General features: G+C 50.4%; 19 protein-coding genes and 1 other RNA gene. 5 read left to right on the top strand and 15 right to left on the bottom strand.

Going from position 1 to position 21041, the window contains the following annotated elements; translation table 11 throughout:
• Window positions 1–59: 59 nt before the first annotated feature.
• The 8 genes from ACLIN2_RS11935 to ACLIN2_RS11900 all read right to left on the bottom strand — a co-directional run bounded on the left by ACLIN2_RS11935 (window position 60) and on the right by ACLIN2_RS11900 (window position 8805).
• Window positions 60–923, bottom strand: coding sequence for a universal stress protein (locus tag ACLIN2_RS11935; protein WP_411504133.1), 864 nt, complete (start codon window positions 921–923; stop codon window positions 60–62).
• A 130-nt stretch (window positions 924–1053) separates the two neighbouring features.
• Window positions 1054–2115 (bottom strand): HD-GYP domain-containing protein, encoded by a 1062-nt coding sequence (locus ACLIN2_RS11930; protein ID WP_411504132.1) that lies wholly within the window; start codon window positions 2113–2115, stop codon window positions 1054–1056.
• A 176-nt stretch (window positions 2116–2291) separates the two neighbouring features.
• Window positions 2292–2603 (bottom strand): hypothetical protein, encoded by a 312-nt coding sequence (locus tag ACLIN2_RS11925; protein ID WP_411504131.1) that lies wholly within the window; start codon window positions 2601–2603, stop codon window positions 2292–2294.
• A gap of 45 nt (window positions 2604–2648) precedes the next feature.
• Window positions 2649–4211 carry a solute symporter family protein gene (locus ACLIN2_RS11920; RefSeq protein ID WP_411504130.1) on the bottom strand — a complete coding sequence of 521 codons (1563 nt, stop codon included), beginning with the start codon at window positions 4209–4211 and terminating at the stop codon, window positions 2649–2651.
• Between the two features lie 92 nt (window positions 4212–4303).
• The gene (locus ACLIN2_RS11915; protein WP_400582149.1) at window positions 4304–5830 is read right to left on the bottom strand and encodes a solute symporter family protein; all 1527 of its coding nucleotides are present in this window, start codon (window positions 5828–5830) and stop codon (window positions 4304–4306) included.
• Window positions 5827–6177, bottom strand: a complete 351-nt coding sequence (locus tag ACLIN2_RS11910; RefSeq protein WP_328210767.1) for a DUF485 domain-containing protein — start codon at window positions 6175–6177, stop codon at window positions 5827–5829. Before ACLIN2_RS11910 ends, ACLIN2_RS11915 begins: the two co-directional genes overlap by 4 nt.
• A 145-nt stretch (window positions 6178–6322) precedes the next feature.
• Window positions 6323–7054: a LytR/AlgR family response regulator transcription factor gene (locus tag ACLIN2_RS11905; RefSeq protein ID WP_122923266.1), complete on the bottom strand. Its 732-nt coding sequence runs from the start codon at window positions 7052–7054 to the stop codon at window positions 6323–6325.
• A complete protein-coding gene (locus ACLIN2_RS11900) occupies window positions 7054–8805 on the bottom strand; it encodes a LytS/YhcK type 5TM receptor domain-containing protein (RefSeq protein ID WP_411504129.1) in 1752 nt (583 codons plus the stop codon). Before ACLIN2_RS11900 ends, ACLIN2_RS11905 begins: the two co-directional genes overlap by 1 nt.
• A gap of 132 nt (window positions 8806–8937) precedes the next feature.
• On the opposite strand from ACLIN2_RS11900, the gene asnB reads away from it, so the two are divergent.
• Window positions 8938–10785, top strand: a complete 1848-nt coding sequence (gene asnB / locus ACLIN2_RS11895; protein WP_411504128.1) for an asparagine synthase (glutamine-hydrolyzing) — start codon at window positions 8938–8940, stop codon at window positions 10783–10785.
• Window positions 10786–10827: 42 nt separating this feature from the next.
• On the opposite strand, the gene ACLIN2_RS11890 is transcribed toward asnB, so the two are convergent.
• From ACLIN2_RS11890 to rnpB, 3 genes are all read right to left on the bottom strand, one after another.
• Window positions 10828–11412, bottom strand: coding sequence for a hypothetical protein (locus ACLIN2_RS11890; RefSeq protein WP_411504127.1), 585 nt, complete (start codon window positions 11410–11412; stop codon window positions 10828–10830).
• A gap of 131 nt (window positions 11413–11543) precedes the next feature.
• Window positions 11544–13883, bottom strand: a complete 2340-nt coding sequence (locus tag ACLIN2_RS11885) for an S-layer homology domain-containing protein (protein ID WP_411504126.1) — start codon at window positions 13881–13883, stop codon at window positions 11544–11546.
• Between the two features lie 268 nt (window positions 13884–14151).
• Window positions 14152–14533: RNase P RNA component class B (rnpB, locus tag ACLIN2_RS11880), an RNA gene on the bottom strand.
• Window positions 14534–14671: 138 nt separating this feature from the next.
• Here rnpB and ACLIN2_RS11875 point away from each other — a divergent pair.
• Entirely contained in the window at window positions 14672–14983 is a 312-nt protein-coding gene (locus tag ACLIN2_RS11875; protein WP_400582156.1) for an iron-sulfur cluster biosynthesis family protein, read from the top strand.
• Between the two features lie 9 nt (window positions 14984–14992).
• Window positions 14993–15526: a gamma carbonic anhydrase gene (locus ACLIN2_RS11870; RefSeq protein WP_411504125.1), complete on the top strand. Its 534-nt coding sequence runs from the start codon at window positions 14993–14995 to the stop codon at window positions 15524–15526.
• 106 nt (window positions 15527–15632) lie between these two features.
• On the opposite strand, the gene ACLIN2_RS11865 is transcribed toward ACLIN2_RS11870, so the two are convergent.
• Window positions 15633–17069 carry a PLP-dependent aminotransferase family protein gene (locus ACLIN2_RS11865; RefSeq protein WP_411504124.1) on the bottom strand — a complete coding sequence of 479 codons (1437 nt, stop codon included), beginning with the start codon at window positions 17067–17069 and terminating at the stop codon, window positions 15633–15635.
• Between the two features lie 112 nt (window positions 17070–17181).
• Here ACLIN2_RS11865 and ACLIN2_RS11860 point away from each other — a divergent pair, with 112 nt between their 5' ends.
• Window positions 17182–18111, top strand: coding sequence for a DMT family transporter (locus ACLIN2_RS11860; RefSeq protein WP_411504123.1), 930 nt, complete (start codon window positions 17182–17184; stop codon window positions 18109–18111).
• A 212-nt stretch (window positions 18112–18323) separates the two neighbouring features.
• Window positions 18324–19214 (top strand): GNAT family N-acetyltransferase, encoded by an 891-nt coding sequence (locus tag ACLIN2_RS11855; protein ID WP_411504122.1) that lies wholly within the window; start codon window positions 18324–18326, stop codon window positions 19212–19214.
• A gap of 54 nt (window positions 19215–19268) precedes the next feature.
• Here ACLIN2_RS11855 and ACLIN2_RS11850 read toward each other — a convergent pair whose 3' ends face one another.
• From ACLIN2_RS11850 to ACLIN2_RS11840, 3 genes are all read right to left on the bottom strand, one after another.
• Window positions 19269–19784: an SRPBCC domain-containing protein gene (locus ACLIN2_RS11850; RefSeq protein ID WP_310234989.1), complete on the bottom strand. Its 516-nt coding sequence runs from the start codon at window positions 19782–19784 to the stop codon at window positions 19269–19271.
• Between the two features lie 12 nt (window positions 19785–19796).
• Window positions 19797–20156, bottom strand: coding sequence for an ArsR/SmtB family transcription factor (locus ACLIN2_RS11845; RefSeq protein WP_092267994.1), 360 nt, complete (start codon window positions 20154–20156; stop codon window positions 19797–19799).
• Window positions 20157–20321: 165 nt separating this feature from the next.
• Window positions 20322–20999, bottom strand: a complete 678-nt coding sequence (locus ACLIN2_RS11840) for a DUF1385 domain-containing protein (protein ID WP_411504121.1) — start codon at window positions 20997–20999, stop codon at window positions 20322–20324.
• Window positions 21000–21041 lie beyond the last annotated feature (42 nt).

Below are 21041 nucleotides of genomic sequence, written 5' to 3'. Positions count from 1 at the left end.
GAAGTGCGGTAACATAAAAAAGCTGCCCTACTGAAGGACAGCACTTTTATCCGATCTGATTAGGATTTTACAATAAGCAAAGGCGTTTGCGCACGGTGAATGGTTTTGAAGGTTACACTGCCCACCAGTGTTCCAGCAATTCCACCCAAGCCATGATGCCCCAGAACAATGAGACCTGCTTGGTCGGCTTTGGCTGTTTCCCGAATCAGGGTAGCTGGATCACCGATCAGCACCTTGCTTTCAAATGGAACCTGCTTCGCCTCAAGCAATTCCTCGTAAGCCCGGTTCGTCTCTTTTCCCCAGCCCTCGAGTGTTGCCGTATCCTCCCATCCGGCGCCATACATGCCTGTATACGCTACAGGAGGAGTAACAACGGTTAGCAGCGTATAAGTGACGTCCATTCCCTCACTCAGCTGCAGGGCTGTCTGTAGGGCTGCCATAGCCGGGTCGGAGCCATCCACGGTAATGAGGACCTTACTCCACGGGAACGCATCCGCATTTGTCTCTTCCGATATAAGAAAGACTGGAATTTTCGAATCATGAATCGTAGGGTAGCTGACACTTTGCTTCAGATAGCCTGTCATTCGGCCATACCCATGCGTGCCCATGACGACTGCACGATAATCCGCCGTCGCGTGCTTGGCGATTTCCTCGTGAGGGATTCCAAAGACGATTTCGAGCTGATAGGAAGTACCTGCTTCCTCCAAAATCGCTATCATTGGCTGCAAATCTTCTTTTGCTTCTTCCAATTGAAACTTTTCGATATTTTGTTTCCCCAGCTTATTTACCACGTTGCGCGAAGGAAACGGCTGTATGACATGCAAAATCGTCAGTTCATGACGATCCGCTGCATAGGCGACAGCAAAGCGGACAGCTTGCAAGGATTGTGCAGAAAAATCTACGGGTACCAGAATACGGGACATAAAAACACGTCCTTTCCTCTAATCATGGTCAAGGGCCAGCCCCTTGCCTGTTTTCATTTTAGATCAGACAATCTCCCCTGTATGTAGGGACTATCCCTGATCTTGGAAGAAAAAAACCCTGACTTTCGCCTTACTCCATAACCCCGGTAATAAACACCGTCACCTCTTCACCCAGGTCAATATCGCGGATCTCGTGTTCCTCAGCCATGTGCCTGCTCGCTTGCTGGTCTCGACGGATCACCCTTACCACTGGTCGCGCTGGCAATCCGCGATTCTGGTCAATGACGACCCCGATTTCCCCTGTGCTCAGCTTTAGCGAGGTCCCTGTCGGATACAAGGCAATCGAGCGTAAAAAGTGAATCACCATCTTGTGATCAAAACGCTTTTCTGCTAGTCCCATGATTTTCTCGCAGGCCTCGTACGGTGCCAATGTCTCCTCTTCCTCGGAAAGAGGGGAGATCAGATTATCGTAGTAGTTGCAGATCGCCACAATCTTGCCAAAATCATGGATTTCATCCCCGACTAGTCCCCGCGGAATGCCACTCCCATCCACCCACTCATGATGTTGAAGAGGAATATGCGCGGAGACGATGCTCATCTCATGCTTTTTCCGCAACAGATGAAAGCCAAGCCAGGTGTGGTGATTCTCCATGCTTTTGGCCTTATAGGCAGGGGCGTCCTTGTCCACGCTGAGCTTGCCAACATCATGCAAAAGAGCCCCAATCGACAACTCTTTTAATTGGGCCGTGTTATAGCCAAGACCTACTCCCATCACAGTCGCCATCATGCAGACGTTCAACGCATGGATGTACATGGCGTTGTCCGTCGTCCGGATCTCTCCTAGGTTTAACAGCACGCGGCGATTGCGAAGAGTCTCGTCGACGATACTGTTCACCGACTTGTGAATGCCGCGCACATCCATATGCTTGCCGGTCTGTACGCATTGGAGCGCTGCGGAAAGATTGCGAATCGCATCTTTCCGTGTCGCCTCTGTGATGACATCCTCTTCCTTTACTTCATCCAGCAACGGATCTTTCACACTCAGCATCGTCACACCAAAACGGCGCAACTTATGAATCATTCCGACAGTTAACTGAACGCCAGCATGCAATAAGGTCAAGCCTTCGCTCGTATAAATACTGCGGGCCAGCACGTCACCCGGTTCCACTTGCTCCACATTTACGTATTTCATGGGGTCTTCCTCCTGGTTGCTTCCTCCCCTTTGATACTTCCCTAGTTTACCACTGTGAAAACCTCTTTCGTAGTTCAATATGCTCAGACCATTCCTGCTCTTTCAATGGGAATACACATTTTTCCGGGGAGCAAAGTCTAGGGTGAAACGAAAAAAACGACCTTGATGGGTCGCTTTCATTCTTCCTTTTTCATCACGCTGTATTCGTCACGCACCATGGAAACATTGTCTCCTTGCTGGGTCATTTCCAGCTTGTGCAAAATATCTTGTAAAACCGAGGCAAAAATCAAGGTCAAATCCCCTGTGTTGACAGCCTTGCGGAAATACTGGCCTACCATCTCATAGCCTTGCCGCGTAAATTTCTCCGTATCCTCTTCGTCCAGCGCTTCCTGCAGCTCATCAATCAGATCTACAAGAGCAAAACGCGCTCGCTCGTATACATCCATTTCCGCTTGCGAGGCTTTGCTCGATTCTTTTTTCGCGCCCATGCCATTCCCCTCCCTCTTCGATAGGGTGGAACAGGCAGGTCTTCTTTATGCGCCTTCTCTCTCCATTTTTCGCCCTTTCCACTGCCGAATTCCGGTGTGCGCCTGGAAAAGCACTCGCTCAAACTGTTCATCCGCCAAAGGGGCCGGCTTGCTGAGCCAGGTTCCAACCAGCGCCCCTAAAAAGCCGAGGGGAATAGAAATCAGACCGGGATTCGTCAAAGGAAAGATCGGCGAACGCTGAATCAAGCCATGATCCAGATCCATGACAGCGGGTCCCATGATGACGAGGACGACAGAGGAAATCAGCCCCGTCAGCACTCCGGCAATTGCTCCTTGGACCGTGAATCTGCGCCAGTACAACGTGCAAAGCAGCAAAGGCAAATTGGAAGAAGCCGCGACAGCGAAGGTCAGCCCTACGAGTATGGCCACATTCATTTTTTCCGCCCCAATCGCAAGCCAGATGGAGATCAACCCTACCGCTACGGACGAAAATTTTGCGACCCTGACCTGCTCCTTCTCCGATGCCATCCCGCGCCGAATCAAATGGCTGTACACATCATGCGCAAAGGCCGATGAAGCCGAAAGCACGAGACCTGTTACGACGGCGAGGATCGTCGCAAAGGCGACAGCTGCAATATACGCCATCAAAAACTCTCCACCCAGCGCATTTGCCAAAAGAGTCACCGTCAGATTTCCACCAAACCCGACGCCAGAAAGCGCCTCATAGCCGACGAACGCGCTGGCGCCAAAGCCGAGGAAAATGGTCATCAAGTAAAAAGCGCCGATGATCCAGGTGGCCGTATAGATCGAATACCGCGTCGTGATCGCGTCTTTTACCGTAAACAAACGTGAAATGATATGGGGCAAGCCAGCCGTGCCCAATATGAGTGCCAAATGCAACGAGATCGTTTCCAGTGGTTCATTCAAGTGATTGCCAGGCTGCAAAAACTTTTCTTGCAATGGCGTGATGGTACTGACGTGCGCAAACATTTCTGAGGGATTCCAGTGAAACCGCGATAGCACGATCAGGCTAAGAACAAGGGTACCGGTCAACAGCAGGATCGCTTTAATAATTTGCACCCAGGATGTAGCCACCATTCCACCGAAGACGACGTAAAAAGTCATCAGGCTGCCCACAACCAAGACAGCCTTGGTGTAATCTACGCCTAGCAGGTAATGCATGAGAGCGCCTGCCCCGACTAGCTGCGCGAGCATATAGAAAATGGTGATCATGAGAGTCGTCACAGCGACCACCCCACGCAGCCACAAGCTGCCAAACCTCACCGCGATCGCATCCGCAAGCGTATAACGCCCCAGATTGTGCAGCGGCTCTGCAATAATAAACAAAATGATCAAGTAAGAAACGAAAAAGCCAATCGCATAGACAAACCCGTCAAACCCGTACATCGCAATCGTACCGGCTATGCCGAGAAAAGAAGCTGCACTCATGTAGTCGCCAGCGATCGCTATGCCATTTTGCAACCCTGTCAGCCGATTTCCCGCTGCGTAAAAGTCTTTGGTCGTCCCTGTCTGCTTCGCCGCGGAATACGTGATGGCCATTGTTCCTATAATGACCGCTAAAAAAAAGATGATGGTAGTCAAAAGCACCACCTCCCAATCTGGCCAGCTCGGCATATAGAAAAGAGGCCGGGGATGACCCCAGCCTCCTGGTTGGCACGAGCTTCCTGTCTTACCTTTTTCTATGCGGACTCGGACATTCCTGTATTCGCTTTCACCAAAATTTCATCGTACTTGGCATCGTTGCGCGTGCTGGAGAGCATCGTACCGATCCAAGCAGCCAAAAAGCCCAGTGGGATGGAGACAATTCCCGGGTTCGGCAGCGGGAACAGGGCTTCCCCTACCAGGATCGCCTTTCCTGCCACCGGATTCCATACGTTCGGGCTCATCGCCACAAGGATCAGGGAGCTGAACAGTCCTACCAGCATCCCCGTAACCGCACCCGTGGTGTTAAACCGTCTCCAGAAGATCGTGAACAAAATCACGGGAAGGTTGGCGCTGGCCGCTACCGCGAAAGCCAGGGACACCAGAAACGCTACGTTCAGCTTTTGAGCGAACAGGGCGAGGATGATCGAGACTATAGATACCCCGACGGATGCCCATTTCGCCATTTTCATCTGATCTTTTTCGGTCGCCTTGCCATGACGGAGTACGTGTCCATAGAAGTCATGGGCAAAAGCGGATGCGGCCGTGAGCACCAAGCCTGCCACTACGGCGAGGATCGTCGCAAAGGCTACTGCAGAAACAAACGCGAACAGGAAGTTGCCGCCGATCGACTGCGCCAAGAGCGGAGCGCCCATATTACCCGCTGCATCCATGTTGCTCGCACCCACGAAAGCTGCTGCCCCAAACCCGAGGAACACCGTCATGACGTAGAAAATACCGATAATCCACGTAGCGTAAACGACTGATTTGCGCGCTGTCGTCGCATCCTTCACGGTAAAGAAGCGAATGAGGATGTGCGGCAAGCCGGCTGTACCTAAAACCAACGCGAGATTCAGTGAAATCGTATCGAGACCAATCTTGAACTTGTTCCCCGGATTCAGGAACTGCTCGCCTAGCGGTGTTGCTGTTTGCATATGAGTGAACATTTTCATGATGCTGAAATCAAATTTCGCAAAGACCATCATGGAGATGACAAAGGTACCCAGCATGAGCAGAACCGCTTTTACGATCTGCACCCACGATGTCGCCGTCATGCCGCCAAACACGACGTAGACTGTCATCAAAGCACCTACGATCAATACGGAGGTCGTATACTCGAGACCCAGCAGCAGCTTGATCAGAGCTCCTGCCCCTACGAGCTGCGCGATCATGTAGAAGATAGAGATCGCGATCGTGTTCAGTGCTGCCACACCGCGAATCTGTTTATTGTCAAACCGCGCGGCAATCATGTCTGCCATCGTATATTTTCCGAGGTTGCGCAGAGGCTCTGCCACCAGATACAGCACGACCAGATAAGCAACCAGAAACCCGATGCTGTAAAAGAAGCCGTCGAATCCGCTCAGTGCGATCATCCCTGCAATCCCCAGGAACGACGCTGCAGACATGTAATCGCCCGCAATCGCAAGCCCGTTTTGCCACCCTGTCAAGCCGCCGCCAGCCGTGTAAAACTCACTCGTCGTATTCGTTTTCTTGGATGCGTAATAGGTGATCACCAGTGTCATCAGGACAATCGCTAAAAAGAGTAAAAATGCGGTTACGTTCATTCTTTTCTACCCCCTGTCTCCTGCTTGATTTTCTCGACCAAATCGTCAAATTCTTTTGCCCGTTTGGTGTACAGGATACAGAGTCCCCACGTCATGATAAATTGTGCAAATGCGAAGACCCACGCCCATGAAATGGCTCCGAACGCTTTTGTATTCAAGACAGTGAAGTAGGAGGTAAGGATCGGGAGTGAAAAGTAAAAGACGAAGAAAAAGATAGATGAAGGCAAAATGAACGCTTTCTTTCTTTTTAGCAATTCTTGAAACGATGCAGATTTGATGACCGCTGCGTAGTGCGTATCAGACTTGCCCGACGACCCGCCCTTTTGCGCGGAAACCGGATTGCCCATTGGAATCTCCCCTCTTCAAAGCAAATTGTAAGCGCTTCCTCTATTGTAGAGATTATGGCGATCCTATGGCGGTTTTCTGCGCCAAATGTCGTGGATGGTGCGCCAACGGTTTGCTTTGCCTCCCCATTTGCAAAAAAATGGAAGACTACTCCTCCAGCTTCCGCAGCAAATCCTTTGCGGAGGTGCGAGACACCGGGATCTTGGTTCGGGCATCTCCTTTGAGCGTCAAATTGTAGGCACCATTAAACCACGGGGTAAGCTCGCTGACAAATTGCAGATTGACGAGGTAGCTTTTATGGGTGCGGAAAAAATCGTACGCCTGCAGTTTTTCAGCGAGCTGCGTCAATGTCATTTTCGTCGTATACGTCTCTGTCTGTGTATGAATTTGAACAAAACGCTCCTCGCGAACGGCGTATACGATCGTGGCTGGATCGATAACGACAAGTCTGTTATTTTCTTCCACAAGGAGCTTCGAGCGCTTGCTTGGTGCTGTCTGTTCCGCTTTTGCTTTGACAAGCCGCTCGCGTACGCGCTGCATCGTCTCCTGGATGCGTTTTGGTTCAAAAGGCTTGAGCAGATAATCGACGGCGTACAGCTTGAAGGCATCGACCGCAAACTCTTCATGTGCGGTACAAAAGACGATCAGTGGCTGCTGCTTGCGCGATGCCAGCATGCGCGCTGCCTGAGTGCCTTCCAGCTCCGGCATTTTGATGTCGAGAAAGACCACATCCGGCTCATTGGCATCCACCAGCTCCAGAAGCTCTCTCCCGTTTGTCGCGGTTGCCAGCAGCTCTACATCCGTCTCCTGTTGGAGCAAGTAAACAAGCTCTTCACGCGCGAGCCTTTCATCTTCCGCGATCATAATGCGAATCTTCATCAGGCACTCTCCTCTTTTTGAATCGGAATGGAAAATGTAACGAGACACCCGCCCTCTGGCTTATTGCAAAAGTTCAGCTGCGCATCCGGTCCACGCAGGCTGACAAGTCTTTGATTGACGTTGTGGACGCCGATCCCATTTCCCTCTTTGCTCTCGGTCGGAACCCTGCCCAGCACCGGGAGTAGATCAGGAGCGACCCCGCAGCCGTTATCCTCCATATGGAAGCACACGAGGTTCCCCTCTTTTTTCACCGTAAGAGCGATCTCTCCTCCCGTTGGCATATGCCTTAGCCCATGCTGGATGCAATTTTCTACAAGAGGCTGCAATGTGCCTGGCGGGATGAGCGCATCCTCTACCCCTTCGCCAATATAGCAGCGTACAGCAAACTGCTCGGAAAAACGGACCTTGATGATCTCCAAATAAGCCAATAGATGATCCAGCTCCTGCTTGACAGAGACGAGCGGCGCTGCCGTCAGCTTCAGTGTCAGCCGCATAAAGGTACCGAGCTGAACGGTCATGTGCCGCGCCAGCTGTGGATCGATGCGAATCAACGTGACGATGGCATTGAGCGTGTTGAACAGAAAATGCGGGTGAATCTGGGCTTGCAGCATGCGCAGCTCCGCGTCCTTCATCAAGCCTTTCATTTTTTCTGTCAGCGTCACGGTAAGCTGGTTGGAAATCAGATTGCTCAAACCCTTTGCCAGCGCTTCCTGAACTTTTCCGATCTGCTGCGGCCTGCGAAAATAGAGCTTGATCAGCCCGACGACACTCCCACCTTCACGGATCGGAACGAGAATCGCCGCTTGCAGCGTACAGTTTTTGACGCTGCATCCGAGCACTTCCCGGCTCAATCCCTTCTCGATGGCACCGCTGAAAAGAGCTCTTTTGTCCAGATCTCCTACGATCTCTGCACCCGGCAGGTGATGCTCCGCCCCTGCGCCGACATGTGCCAAGAGCTGCTCCCGATCGGTTACGGCCACTGCCGCCGCCTTCACTTCACGCTGCAGCAGCAAGGCAGCTGCCTGTGCTGTCTGCGGAGTCAAGCCCATTTTCAGGTGAGGCAAAATTCTCTCTGCAATCGTAAAGGCACGCTCTGCCTCCAACGCTGCAGAGCGCTCCTGCTCCTGCAGGGCAACGCGGATCATCGTCGTAAAAATGGCAATCGAAATGCTATTCGTCAGCACCATCGGAACCCCGATCACATTCACTACCGTTCGAACCAGATCAGGAGGCCCTGCCATAATCAGCATGAGCGACATCTGAATGACAGGTGCAAACATACCGATGAACAAGGCCTTGGACGGAGAGATGACCCGCTCCTGGGAGAAAAACCTCGCGACATACCCCGCCAGCAGCCCCGTCACCGGAATGGATATGCCAATCGGCAACGCGGCAAATCCCCCCATTCCGTATACATGGGCGCCAGCAATGAGTCCCGCTCCCAGCCCCACAAGCGGACCGCCCAATAGCCCGCCAATGACGACTCCTACCAGCGTCGAATTGGCAATGACATCTTCCGGGGAGAGAGCAAAAATCCAAAACGCAGGCGAGAACGAATCCTCTTTTACAACAACACCCGCATAAGTGCCCGCAATGCCGAACAGTCCAAACATCAAGGAATACGATATGGATGTCCCCGCATGAACCTCCCGATCCAGCAGTTGGCGAAACAAGGGGATTCGCGTGAGGATAAATGCAAGCGTTAGCAAAATGCCCATTCTCTCGATGAGCAATAAAGTGAGATTGTCCACTGCGTCCTCCCAGCATGTTGAAATCTTCTATAAATTCCGCCTTTTGCTGCAAATTCCCTGCTGGACAGACAATCAAACTAGGCGACTTGCATACGCTGTGGGTGCAATGCTTCATGGGAAGGATGAATCGATATGTGTGGAATCGTAGGTTGGATTGATTGGGAAAAAGACCTTTCCCAGGAGCGTCCTGTTTTACATGCCATGACCCAGTGTTTGACGAATCGCGGCCCTGATGCAGAAGGCTTTTGGCTCACTCCTCGGGCAGCGTTTGGGCATCGTCGCTTAGTCGTTGTCGATCCGGCTGGAGGCCAACAGCCGATGGCGGCAATCCATAACGACTATGCATGTACCATGATTTACAATGGGGAGCTGTACAATACGGAAGATTTGCGCGCGGAGCTGCTAGCTGCCGGTCATACCTTCCAATCCCATTCCGATACGGAAGTCCTGCTGCACTCGTACCTCGAATGGGGTACGGAATGCGTAGCTCGCCTCAATGGCATTTTCGCCTTCGCCATCTGGGATGAACGCTACCAGCGCCTTTTTGTTGCACGTGACCGCATGGGCGTCAAGCCTTTGTTTTACGTACAGCGCGGGAGCTCTTACCTGTTTGCCTCCGAGCTGAAATCCTTGCTCGCCCATCCCGATGTAAGGCCGGTGCTCTCGCGCGAAGGACTGGCTGAAGTTTTCGCGATTAGTCCTGCCCGTACTCCCGGCCATGGCGTCTTTCGGGATGTCCATGAAGTTCGCCCAGGCTATTCGTTCGTCGTCACTCGCGATGGCTTGAAAAAACAACGCTACTGGCAGCTGGAAAGCCACCCGCACACCGATGATGCAGAGGAAACCGCCCGAAAAGTAAGGGAGCTGGTAACCGATTCGATTCATCGTCAGCTCGTGGCAGATGTTCCTGTTTCGACGCTCCTGTCTGGTGGATTGGATTCGAGTGTCATTACGGCCGTGGCTGCACAATCCTTTCAAAAAGAAGGACGCGGGCAGCTGCACACGTATTCCATCGATTATGTAGACAATGCCCGTCACTTTCAGGCGAGTGCTTTTCAGCCCAATGAGGATGCTCCATTCGTCAAAGTGGTTTCCGACTTTTTAGGCACCCAGCATCACAACATCGTTTTTGACACCGACGAGCTGATCGATGCGCTCAAAACGGCCACCCTCGCCCGCGATTTGCCGGGGATGGCAGATGTAGATGCTTCGCTGTACCTGTTTTGCCGCGAAATCAAAAAAGAAACCACCGTCGTTCTCTCTGGTGAATGTGCAGATGAGGTATTTGGCGGCTATCCCTGGTTCCATCGGGAAGAGATGCTGAATGCCGGCACTTTCCCTTGGGCGAGAGCAACGAAAGAACGCGCCTCCTGGCTTTCTCCAGAGCTTCGGGACTGGGTGAATCCAGAAGAGTACGTAGCTATGCGCTATGAAGAAACACTCGATGAAGTCCCTCAGCTTCCTGGCGAAAGTCCCTTTGAAGCACGCCGCCGGGAGATGTTTTACCTGAATATTACCTGGTTCATGAATACCCTGCTGGACCGCAAAGACCGTATGAGCATGGCGGCAAGCCTTGAGGCTCGTGTGCCTTTTTGCGATCATCGCATCGTCGAATACGTATGGAACATCCCTTGGGCGCTGAAAACGTACGGAAACCGCGAGAAAGGCATCCTGCGAAAAGCCATGGAAGGCATTTTGCCTGATGAAGTGCTCTACCGCAAAAAAAGCCCGTACCCGAAAACACATAATCCTTCCTATACGGAGGGAGTTCGCACCTGGCTATTGGATATATTAGGAGACCCTACCTCGCCCTTGCTCCCCTTGATCGATGTTCCTACCATTCGGCGGATCGCGGAATCGGATGCACAGGCGTCCAGTATCCCGTTTTTCGGTCAGCTCATGAGTACTCCGCAGCTGTTTGCCTATCTGGGGCAGCTTGATTACTGGCTGCGGGAATATCACGTTTCCATCGAAGCATAATGGATGTGCGCCTTTCAAGAGCAAAGCTCCTCGACCCCAGGCTTACGGGGTTTTGAGGAGCTTTTGTCTTCCATTGGATTTGGATTTGGACTTTGGAGCTGCTGTTGGATTTACCAATGGCTTCGCCGGGGGCTTCGCTTTTGCATTTGTGTTTGTCGCAGCAGGTGGCCGATAGCGTCGATCGTACTCCTTGCCTGAACGCTTCATGATCATATACGGGGCAGTGGCTCCTACGCGAACAAAACGATACTCTACGCGTACCTTCCTATTGCCTCCTACTAATACCGCAGATACGACCTTCTGATTCGGCTGGTTTAATTTGAGCTGCAGAGTTTGGACATTCGTGGGAAAGACAGGGATCTCTCCGTACGGGATGCACAGCTTCCCTTTTACCAGACGCAGATTCAGATTTCGGATCAACGTTTCACTCAGCTGTCTTCCCCAATATCGGCGAAAGATACGGGAAATCTTTCGCTTCGAGTTGTACCTCTCGGGCAAAGGTGTAAAATCTACGCCATTGACCGTGTAAACAGGCTTTCCTCTCGGCGAGGTGGCTATCTGGGTCCAGACATGTTCGGCCGCATGGATAAACTGTTTGAACATGCGCAATTCATCCAAGGAATTCACCTCCTCCATAAACCCTATGGAAAAGGGCTTATGCTAGTACGCCCTTTTGTTAACCATTTTTCCAAGGGGAAAAGAAGAGCGGGACAAATGCCGCAAAAAAGGCACCCACATGGTGGGCGCCTTCCTTCTTTTTATCGTTCTGCGACGACGATCACATATACCTGACCGTTTTCGTTGGTCCACAGGTCGATCTTGTCTGTGGTTTTGATATCCTCTTCGTCCAGTTCCGATCCATCGTAATATTTGATCTGAGCATCCTCTGTCAGCTTCAGGCTGCTGGATACATCTGTAAAGAAGACGTACTTGTCTCCGTTGACACGCGATTCAATCCCGACGAATTTCACTTCGCTCTGCGCCTTTTTCCCTTTGGCGGTAGCACCGGTTACTTCTCCGTCACGGTTCAAGGTCAGCGTAGCGTATTCGAACTGGTCCAGATCCGCTACGGCGTCCTCATCTGTTACATCGTACTTTTTACCGTTCAACTCTACTTCAGCAGATACCACTTTTCCATCCTCTTTGCGTACTTCAACGGAGTCGACTACCCCGCTCACGGTTTTCGGCGCGCCGGAAACTGCTTTTACTTTTCCTGCATTATTCAGTGTCAGTGTATATTCCTTGTCATTGGAAGCGGCATTGCTGTCAATGGTGACTCCCGATGCCAGCTGATACACTTTGCCGTTTACGGTAATCTTGTCGCCGGACTTTTTGGTTACGTAGCCTACTACCGTTTGTTTTTCCAAAGTCAGCTCCACGATGTCTTTGGTGCCGACGTTGTACTTCCATGTGATGATTTTATAGTCGTTCAATTGGTTTGCCCCAATCGAGGTTGGAGACACATTTTGTTTATCGATGGTCAGCTTTGCCGTTGTCAGGATCTGGTAGGATTTCCCATCGACCTTGATCGTAGCGAGCTTCGCAGGATTGCCGGATTGATAAGCCGTTGTGCCCTCGATGAGCTTGTTGCTGGCTACGCCGACACCTTGCTCCACTTTGGTCAGGTTGCCGTTTTCATCAAAGGTCAGGATCGCCACTTGGCCGTCCTTCAAGTCATCCAGCTCGTTTACCTCGTCTTCATCGACGTACAGCTCCGTATCTTCCAGTACCTCGTACTCTACCCCATCAAAGCTGATCAGATTCTCATCCGTGTCGATCCGGATGGAGTCGGTGACGGAGAGCTTGGTTACAGTAACAGCAGTCACTTTTCCATCGACATCCAGTGTCAGTTCCACGAGATCGCCTTTTTCGATGTCTGCGAAGCTGCTCGATGCCGCTTTTGCTTGCGGGTGAGCTTTCACCTTCACGGATGCAGAGGATGTGAGCGTGTACGTCTCGCCATCAATTTTGATTACCTTTTTCGCACTAGAGCCGCTAACGGACGATACTTTCTCTACGACCCCGGTTGTGGTGTTTTGCGAGAAGGTAATAGACGATACTTTGCCCTCCTCATCGATGACAGCCACGAACTTTTGTCCAATCTGGCTGCGGGATACGTTTACCCCATTTTCTACCTCCAGCAGCACTTCCTTGCCTCCGACGATCGCTTTGAACTTTTTCTCGTCCCCTACGGCAGTGGTAGGGTTCAAGCCTGTCTTCACAACGCCCTCCACGATATTGGCATCTGCCGTCGATACGGTTAGAAACCCGACTTTTCCGCTTTTTACGATGTATTCGACCTGTGCCCCTACTACAATATTTCCGTAGACTTGCGCAGAATCAGGGATCGCGAGCTCACTGCTTTTGCCAACTAGCTTCAGCTTTTTGGAAGCTTTGTCATAGGAAGCAACTGTTCCTTTTTCAACAGGGAGCTTTTTGACCGTGCCCTCGGCATTGCCATCTTTGTCGTAATAGGCTCCATTTGCATATACCGGTGTTTCCATAAATCGATCTGTGTATTTCGCTACAATGTCGCGTTTTGCTGAAATCGTCGGCGTTTCTTTTGCCTCGTAAATGCCCGCTTTGTCAGCCGCCAGCAGATATGGGTAATACCATTCACCTGTGCTAGCAGGATTTACGCTGATTTTCAGGCCCTGAACGTACACCGTCAACGCTTCTGCAATTTTCACCTGGTTGTCTGGCTTGAACGTTCCGTCTGGGTATCCTTTTATAATTCCTTGGGATACAGCCAGATTGATGTACCCAGTTGCCCAGTGACTAGCTGGCAGGTCTTTGAAAGCGGTCTTGCCCTTCAAAAGATTTGCCTGTTCATCGGTATAGCCCATTGCCAAAACAGCGATCTTGGCAAACTCTGCGCGCGTCACTTCTTTGTCCGGTTTGAATGTTCCGTCCGTATAGCCCTTCAGTACACCTGCGTAGTTCAGCTTCAGGATCGCATCCTTGTTTGCGTTCTTGGCGATGTCTGAAAGTGGCAGCGCACTTGCCGCAAAAGCAGAATGTGGGACCAGCAGCATGCTCGCAAGCATTGCCGTTGTCACTATTTTTTTCAGATCTTTCGCAGATCGTGATTGGTTCATTTTCAATTCAATCCCTCCATTGCAATTAGATAGCCCGTATATTTTCTCTGTCTTTTCTTGCCCTTGGTTCACGTTTTTTTGATTTTTCTTTGAAAGAGGGGGCAAGTGATCTATTTGACGAGGATAATCTCTGAAATGTTGCATGTCGTCTCCCTGCCAACTTATGCCAGTCCAAAGCCCATTTCTTTTCGCTCTCTATCTTTCATAAACAAATCAAAAAAACCACCTGAAAAACTCAGGTGGTTTTATCTTTCATTCCAGCAGGAAATGCTATAAGCCAGGTTCTGTTTCTCTCGTGCTGCAAGCGGGTTGCCCCTCGCACATAGAGCGGTAGCCATCTATCTATGACGTCAATGACGCCATCCGTCCCTACGTTCAGTTCCTTCAGGACGGTTCCCCTACCAAATTTGGGTTTCTCGCTCGCAGGGTTTACCGCGTTCCATCTTTTCTGTCGCCAGAAAAGCTACGTTTCTGTGGCACTTTCAGCGTACTCAGGCCTCAGAGAGAGCCTTTTCCACGCCGTCAGCGAAGCGAACCTCGCTGCCCTGGTTTGCACCAGGTACGAACACTCCAAGCATCTCAGCTTGGGCGAGCCTGGACTTTCCTCTACTGCCGATCGAAAACGACCGCAGCAGCGACTACCCACATTTCCTGCACATCAGAATCAGTAATAGTAACTTTATCATACGCCGCCTGATCGGTCAACTAAGCCAATCCTGAAATGCCAGCCAAATTGTTCATTCTTTGAAAGCTGTAGTACAATAAATGGGTGACAAGGAGGGTTGAACGTGATTACCATTACTTCACTCGCAGCAGCACGCCTCTCCCTGTTGATCGCGGAAGAACCGGATGCGCAGGATCTAGGAATCAAGCTCATTCCGACAACAACGGGTTGTGGAAGCTTCACCTACAGCATCGCGATCACAGAAGTGACGAGTCGTGATCATGTCCTGGTTTTGAGTGGGATTCGCTTTTTGTACAGAGACGAAGAAGCGGAGCAACTGACAGGGACCGTCATCGACTTCGATGCGAACACCGGTCGCTTTTCCATTATTCATCCCCGGCCGTTGCAAAACGATTGCCCAACGTATATGAATTAGGAGGATATTATGTTACTGCTCTCATTTGAAGATATCAAACCGCGTATTCATCCATCTGTCTTCCTCGCAAAAGGAGTGGTCGTCTCTGGCGATGTAGAAATCGGCGAAGACTCCTCTATCTGGTACAACACCGTGATTCGCGGCGATATTGCCCCTACTGTGATCGGCCGCCGAGTCAGCGTACAGGATAACAGCACCTTGCATCAAAGCCCGAACAATCCACTGGTCTTGGAAGATGAGGTTACAGTTGGACACAACGCTGTCTTGCACAGCTGCATCGTTCGCCGTGGTGCATTGATCGGTATGGGCTCCATCATTATGGATCGTGCAGAAATCGGTGAGGATGCTATGGTTGCAGCTGGCGCTCTCGTCCCGCCGGGCATGAAAGTCCCTCCCCGCTCCCTCGTTGTCGGAAATCCGGCAAAGGTCAAGCGCGAGCTGAACGAAGCCGATTACAAAGAGCTCGTCCGCATCCGCCAGTCGTATGTCGATAAAGGGAAAACCTACCGTCAGTTGGAGCAAACACCTTTAGAGCGTGAATAGCTTCCCTGCAAAAAAGCCGCTGCGGAGCGGCTTTTCTCCTTTCTTTTGATTTCGCTCCTTGCAAAAAGTGCGCTGCCCCCTTCCATAAAGCGGCAGTGTGTCGCCTCTACCAGTTCCTCGATCTTTCCTTTTCTGCGTCATATACGCGGATCAACTGCCTGATCCCTTCCCTCAGCTGTTGCTCACTCATGTAAGAATAGCTCAACCGAATCCACGACTTAAGCTCCCTCTGCGGATCACAGATCGACCCGGGCACAAAAGTGATCGACTTCTCCTTGCATTGCCCCAGCAGCCTTTCCATCCCGATCGTTGCCGGCAGCTTCACCCACAGATTAAACCCGCCAGCCGGGCTTGACCATTGCCAATCGGTGGCTCTCATTTCATCCTCCATGAGCTCTTTGCGCACCGACAGCGCGATTCGGAGCTTTTCCAGATGCTGCTGCATGCGTTCCGAAAAGAAATAGTGCAAAAAGATTTTTTGGTTAAGAAAAGGGGTTCCACTGTCAGAAAGCGATTTTGCACGCAGCAATAGCTTCATGATCGGCTCCCGGCAAGATACCGAAGCAATACTCAGCCCCGGAGCGATATACTTGCTAAAGCTGCGGATGTACACGACCACTCCCGATGTATCGTACGAAAATAGCGGCAAAGGAGGCTCTTCTCCAAAATACATGTCCCGATAAGAATCGTCTTCCATGAGCAGGCAGTGATAGTGAGCGGCTAATTCCACGAGCCGTTTTCTTTGCTCCGTCGGCACCGTATAGCCTGTCGGATTGTGAAAGGTGGGATTCAGGTAGAATAGCCTTGGCTTGTGTATTTGCATAAGCTTTTCGATCTGCTCCAAATCATATCCGTTCTCTGTGATCTCAACAGGCAAAATGGTCGCACCTTGTCTCCGGAACACATCAATAGCCGGGCTGTAGGTCGGTCTCTCCAGCAGGACGACGTCACGCGGCTTAATCAGCACTCTTGCGGTCAGATCGATGGCTTCCTGTGAACCCGCTGTGATCAGCATTTCTTCCGCTGACAGATAGAAACGGAAGCGATGAACGAAATAGTGGCATAAGGCTTCTCGCAGCTCCAGATCTCCCTGTGTAGTGGAATAGGTTCCCAGAACTTTTGGATACAGATCAAACACTTTTTTCACGTATTCAGAGAAATAAAGATTGGGCAAAAGATTCGGTTCGAGCAACGCTTTTGAAAATTGATACGTTGCCTGGACTTGATGAATTTCCGAAAGATGGCTGTCCTGTACATAGGCAGTGATAATAGGGTCTTGCCGAGCCTCCACCGGCAACGAGCTGCCCGGCTGAACATAGTACCCTGATTTATCTTTTACATACACCTTTTGATTTTGCTTCAACAGCTGGTATGCTTTAAATACCGTAAGCCTGTGCACATTGAATTCCAGCGCTAGCGTACGCACCGATGGAAGCTTTTCGTGCTCCTTCCACTCTCCGCGCACAATCCGCTCCAGGATATAATCGTAAATCTGCTCAAAAAGTTTGTCTGAATGATCATGGGAGAGAAAACCCCGTTTCATGTCAGCCCCACTCCTTTTCTCTCCATTATGCATGCACTTCATTCTATCTGTTCTGTTCTTCGCCATCTGTTCTATTCCCTTTCCTTTATGCTAGGGAAAAGGAGGAATTGTTATGGTGCTTTTCCAGTATGTCGTCATGTGTTTAATCTTTGGAACGACCTTTTTGGCCATTAAAGTGGGGATTGACGCAGGTGCAACTCCCTTCTTTTCCGCAGGCGTACGCTTTTTTCTGGCAGGCTTGATCTTGTTTGGGTGGATGGTCTGGAAAAAGAAAGCGAATCTTCGCCTGCTGCTGGGCAAAGAAATGTTTCTTACGGGTTTTTGTCTGACCTTTGGCGTTTTCGCTTCGTTATATTGGGCAGAACAGTACCTAAGCTCAGGCATTGCAGCTATCTTATCCGCTACAGCCCCTCTGATGATTCTGCTGCTTCAGTCCAGGATTTCTCGTCAAAAGCTGAATTTCACAGCCTGGGCAGGTTGTATCGTCGGCTTGGCGGGTGTGGTGATCCTGCTGCTACCCGGCCTGACCGTCAGCTTTAACAAGCTATGGTTAATCGCGTGCTTCGTAGTCTTGTTTGGTCAAATTTTTTATGCCAGTGGTACGGTGTACTCCCGAATCGTCATTCAGCGTTTTCGAGAAACCTCTCCCATTGCACTGAATGCTGCCCAGATGATGCATGGCGGGCTTCTCTTATTTCTGCTTTCTTTGTTTACCGAGGACGTACACATCGGGACGCTGTTCGCTCCCCAGGCTTCCCTCTCGCTGCTTTATTTGATTATCGCCGGCTCTATGATGGGGCACACGATCTTTTACTGGCTCGTGTCCAAAACGAATCCCGTATTTCCTTCTACGTGGCTGTATATCTCTCCATTAATTTCTCTTTGTCTGGGTCATTTTTTGTATAACGAGCCGCTTACCCTTTTGTCGTTGTTCGGTGGGATTGCCATTATTGGAGGCATCATTCTGGTCAATCTGGACAATTTGAAAAAGGTGGTGAATCAAAGACAGCGCATGCTGCCAACAGTTGGTGATCACCGGTAGCGTCCCTTCATCTCCAAGCCATGTCTTTCGAGTGACAAGGATAAAGAATCAGGATACAATGATAAGGTTACCAACAGGCCATCTTTCGGGATCGTGTGGATTCCATCCGGAAATTTGACCATGAGAAGAGCTACTTCTTATGGTCTTTTTTGTCTAGAACGGGATCGCCTAATTTTGGAGGGGAAAACAACGACAGAAATGGAGGGTGCAGGATGAGGGACTATTTATTCATAAGCGACTACAGGCAAAACGAAACATGCAGGGAGAGCTTTAATCAGCTCGCTATGCAAGTATTTCAGCTGGATTTTCGCACGTGGTACAACAAGGGATTCTGGACTGACGATTACATCTGTTACTCCTATATGGACAAGGATCGAATCATTGCGAATGCTTCGATAAATAAAATGGTCGTAACGGCAAATGGCAAGGAGTATAAGGCACTCCAAATAGGCACGGTAATGACGCATCCAGACTATCGTCAGCAAGGACTGTCCGCCAAATTGATGCATCATATCATCGATCAATATGAGGGAGAGTATGATTTTCTTTATTTGTTTGCAAATGATACGGTCCTCGACTTTTATCCGAAATTCGGTTTTGAGAAAGTGCAAGAAAGTCATTTTTTCCTAAATACAGCGGAGCTTACCACGCATGCTCAACAAAAATCCGCCCTGCGCAAGCTAGACGGCAGCAACGAGGCTGATCTTGCGTTGATGCAGGAATTTGCCCATGAAAGAATACCTGTATCGACACGACTGGGAATAAAGAATAACCCGTCCCTCTTGATGTTTTATTTCCTGCTGGCTTTTCCAGATGAAGTTTATTATGTAGAACAAGAGGATGTGATTGTCCTCTTTTCTCAAACGGATCGTCATTTGAACATTTTCGATATCATCAGTAAACGGCCGTTCGATGTGGAGCAAGTCGTCAGCCATCTGATTCATGCGGATACGAATACCATCCAGTTTCACTTTATCCCTGATAATGACAATCAGAATATTGTGTCTGCCAGGATTACGGAGCCCCACGATACTCTGTTCGTCCGTCCAATCTTATTCGATGATCAACAGCCGATTCTGTTTCCGCTAACATCCCATGCCTAATCCGAAAGAAAAAGGCCGCCTGCTCTCGTCGCCAGGCGGCCGTATCTATTCGCGTTACTTTACTTCCTGCAGACGCTCTTCCAGACGATCCCATGTTTCGGTGATGCCCTGCAGCATTCCCATATCGATGACGGTCTTAAGCGCCTCTGCGGACACATATTCCCCACGGTTGACCAGCTTGGTTTTGCCTTCAAGATCAATAAATTCCAAGGTGACCTTAGTCGATGGCAATTCCTCGTTCACATTTCCTTCGGCGTCCGCAAAGTAGTCCGTGTAGACGATCTTTTCCGGCTCTACAATTTCCGCATAAACGCCTTTCCCCCAGGACTCCATACCGAAAAAATCACCCTGGTTCTGATCGACGCACTTCATGCAGTAATGCCATACGCCACCTGGACGGAAATCGATGCTGCAGACGGGCACCTCCCAGCCTCTCGGTCCCCACCAGCGCTTGAGATGCTCAGGCTCTTTAAACATCTGGAAGACAAGCTCACGCGGCGCATCGAATACGCGCTCCAGCACCAATACCCGTTCGTTCTCAACACGTGAAACCATTGAGCTGTTTGCCACTGTAATTCCTCCTCAAGGATTTGCTTGATTTTTATTTTCCTTGCCCTGCAATTCCCGCAAATACTCTTCCAAATTGTCAAATCTGCTTTCCATGACACTTTGGAAGGACTTAACCCAAGTATCCAGTGCTTGAAAAGGCTCCGACCTCAGCTTGTAAATACGCCTGTTGGCCTCTGCCTTCACTTCCAATATTCCGTTTTCACTCAGAACCTTCAAATGCTTGGAAGCCTGGGGCTGGCGCAACCCCAACCGGTCGGCGATTTCCCCTACCGTCAAAGGACCGTCGCGCAAGAGTTCAACGATCTGCATTCGATTTGGTTCGGCCAAAGCACTCAACGTCGCTACTTCCATGACAGGCTTATTTCCTGGCATGCTGCTCACCTCGTCATCCGATCTTCTTGGGTATCGTCCCCCTAATCGCACTAGTCGTCTATGTGTTACTCATAATATACACCATAAGGAATATTCTTGTAAAGGAATATTATAAAGAACAGAAAAGGCACCGTCTCTGTGCCGATGCCCCAGCGCGCTCGCTTGTTATGCCGCCTGCCGTTCTTTTTCCCGGATATGCTCGAATAAGATGTAGGAACGCAAGGCTGTCTCCAGGTGAATCCGATCCGGCTCCTTGGTCGTAAAATGCTTCTGGAAAAACTCTGAGAGCTTATACGCAAACCCGCAGTATTTGCGCAAATACCGTTCACCGAACATTCCAGCGAGCAGAGTCGCTACACCGGCAGCCACACTCCATTCCAAAGGGAGCAACAAGACCGTGAGCAAAAAACCGACGAAAAACCAAACGACTAAATTTGTTGAGCAGCCTGCATTGACGATATTCGCCTTCGCAACCTCCCCGAGTGCACCCATTGATTTTTTCCCGTAGTGGCTAAATACTTTATGCTCCGCCCCATGAAACTTTTTCATGACACTGGGAAAGACGAAATGAAGGCCTCCTATGTAGACAGCCACCCACATGGGGTCAACGATCTCCAGGGAAGGGTACAAGAAAGCTGCAACCACATAAGCAGCCAACAGGAAATGAAATAGCTGATAATACCAAGGAAAGGAGAAAAAAATCCGAAGCCATAGCTTGCCGATGGTTCGAATGGTTATTTTTTCCGCCCACAAATGGATAACTCCGTCTTTTACTTCCGCACAAGCCAGCACATTTCGATCGTGAAACAGCACTCCACGACTAAAAGACATCCCCATAATCATCTGTTAGCTATTCTCCTTCCGCTCGAATGTCGTTATAATAGG

This window comes from Brevibacillus centrosporus, from assembly GCF_046622605.1.
GTDB classification, from domain to species: Bacteria; Bacillota; Bacilli; order Brevibacillales; family Brevibacillaceae; genus Brevibacillus; species Brevibacillus centrosporus.
Note: the sequence above shows the minus strand (reverse complement) of the source record. Positions and strands in the feature narration are given on the sequence as shown.